This is a genomic window from Haloferax sp. AB510 (assembly GCF_024136985.1).
GTDB lineage: Archaea > Halobacteriota > Halobacteria > Halobacteriales > Haloferacaceae > Haloferax.
Genome location: NZ_JAMYJY010000196.1, coordinates 1 through 2,293 on the forward strand (window position 1 = coordinate 1; position 2,293 = coordinate 2,293).

The 2,293-nt window shown below is 66.7% G+C and carries 2 protein-coding genes and 1 pseudogene; all 3 read right to left on the minus strand.

Annotated elements, in window-relative coordinates; genetic code table 11:
* Window positions 1-223 precede the first annotated feature (223 nt).
* Window positions 224-595, minus strand: coding sequence for a hypothetical protein (locus tag NKF06_RS20410; protein ID WP_253246445.1), 372 nt, complete (start codon window positions 593-595; stop codon window positions 224-226).
* Between the two features lie 81 nt (window positions 596-676).
* A complete protein-coding gene (locus tag NKF06_RS20415) occupies window positions 677-1,381 on the minus strand; it encodes a haloacid dehalogenase type II (RefSeq protein ID WP_253246446.1) in 705 nt (234 codons plus the stop codon).
* Window positions 1,382-1,504: 123 nt separating this feature from the next.
* Window positions 1,505-2,293 (minus strand): annotated as a pseudogene (locus NKF06_RS20420) (hypothetical protein); the annotation flags it as partial.

Below are 2,293 nucleotides of genomic sequence, written 5' to 3' on the forward strand. Positions count from 1 at the left end.
CTGACGAACCAACCACTGACGAACCAACCACTGACGAACCAACCACTGACGAACCGATGAACGAGACGGAGACGCCGCCACCGACGGAGACACCGCCGCCGACCGAGACGCCCATCGACAACGAAACGGAGAACTGAGACGACGACTGCCGACCGACCCGGTCCCACCGCCGAGTCGGCTCGAGCTATTTTTGACGGGACGCGCCGGTCCGACCCGGCTGCAGTCAGCGACCGAGCGCCGCGAGCAGGCCGTCGGGAACGGTGAGAATCCCGAGCCAGACCAACAGCACCACGAGCCCGGTGTAACCGACCGAGATGGCGAAGTCCTTGGCGAACCGCCGGGCTGTGTACGGATGGGCTTCGGCCGACACCGCGTCGACAGCGCCCTTGTGGAGCAGTACGAACCCGATGACGTTCGTCAGCCAGTAGCCCGCGACGACGCCCGGAAGGAACCAGCTTCTGGAGATAAGGCTCACCGCGACGCCGAACGCGTAGGCCAGTGGGAGGTTGACCACGAGGTCGTTCCACCACGAAAGCGGAGACAGAACGAAGCCGATAGCAGCCAGAATCCCGCCTTTCACGCGCCGGCGTTCCATCCGACTAGATGAACGGCCAGCGACAATAGTATTGTGAGTATATGGCACGCAGCGTCTGCGAACGGACCGGAGCCGGGAGGGTCAGTTGGCCGCGCTTGGATCGTCGCCGACGAGCGCGTCCACGAGCGTCGTGAGGTCCGGGACGGCGAGGTCGGGTTCCGGCCCGAACGGTTCCCACGGTGAGTCCTTCCGGTCGACCCAGACGCCCTGCATCCCGGCGTGTTGTGCCCCCATCACGTCGAACCAGCCGGCGGTCGCGTGGGCGATCTCGTCGATGGGCGTCCCCGTCCGGGCGGCCGCGTGGCGGTAAATCTCCGCGTCGGGCTTGAACACCTCGACCTCGTCGGCGCTGACGACGCCGTCGAGGAGGTCCCGGATGTCCGCGTGGTCGACCATCGAATCGAGCATCTCCGGGTTCCCGTTGGAGACGACGTAGCAGTCGTAGCCGGCGTCGCGGAGGCGACCGACCGCATCGCGCACGTCGTCGAACACGTCGAGTTCGTGGTAGACCGAGAGAATCTCGTCGCGCTCGGTCGCCGAGACCGACGCGCCGTGGGCCTCCAGCGCGTACTGGAGCGCCGCGCGGTTGATCTCGTAGAAGGGCTCGTACTCGTCGATGTGGTTGCCGACGAACGTGTATTCGAGCGACCGTGACCGCCAGAGCTTCGAGACGGGTTCGGGGTCGTCGACGCGCTCGGCGAGCGCCTTCTCGGCGGCGTCGACGTCCACGAGGGTGCTGTACGAGTCGAACGTGACCGTCGAGACGCGGTCCGGGTCGAACGACATGCGCGACCCTACGGGGACGCAGGTGTTAACGATACGCCGGTCGTGCGAACCCGGCGAGAAAAAGACCGAAGTGTGAAATGGGTCGGCGCTCCTGACGAGCGCGGCGGGAGGGAAGCGGCCTCCTCAGTCGTCCTCCCAGAGGGTCACGAGGATGACCACGTCCTGCATGTCGAACGCGCCGCTGTTCGTGTTCGTCGTCCCGAGTTCGAACAGGAAGATGGCTTGGTTGCTGTCGAGCGCCATCGTCTGCCCGTCGTCGCTGATGTAGGGGGCGACGAACTCGGCGGCGTCATCCTGTCCGTTGTAGCCTTTTATCTCCGGCACCGGGTCGCCGTCGCGAAGGACCGCGACCTGCCGGTGGTCGACCGACGAGTCGGCCGTGACGTAGCCGTCGGCCGCGGCGATGATGGAGAGCGCGTCGCCGGCGTCGCCCGCCACGTTGAACGAGTGCGACGCGCCGTCGTTCACGTTGTCCCAGTCGAACGGGCTGTGCGACACGCCGTCGACGACGAACGTCACGGAGACGGGCACGTCGTACCGCCCGTTCTTGATGGCGCTGCCGAGCAGTTCGAACTCGCCCGTGAAGTCGTTGGACGGAACGACCTCGCCGTCGTCGATGCTGAAGTCATCTTCGGGCTCCGGCGTCGGCGTCGGAGTTGGCGTCGGCGTTGGCGTCGGCGTCGGCGTAGCCATGTTTCTGACCTCGTAGGTCTCGCCCATCCCGCGGACTTCCAGCGGGAAGGTGACGGTCGCACCGGGGCCGGACGCCCCGTCGAGGGTGACGGTGACGGTGTCGTGTTTGATTTCGGTCACACCGTCGGGCGCGGTGTACGTGAAGCTCGCGCGGCCCGACTCGTCGGTGACGGCGGTCGCCCCGTTGGTGGGGGGCGACGGTGCCGCCGAGCGAGGTCG

Excerpts from the sequence above, each read along its gene's own strand:
- NKF06_RS20410 (WP_253246445.1), bottom strand. The coding sequence starts at position 595 with ATGGAACGCCGGCGCGTGAAAGGCGGGATTCTGGCTGCTATCGGCTTC.
- NKF06_RS20415 (WP_253246446.1), bottom strand. The coding sequence starts at position 1,381 with ATGTCGTTCGACCCGGACCGCGTCTCGACGGTCACGTTCGACTCGTAC.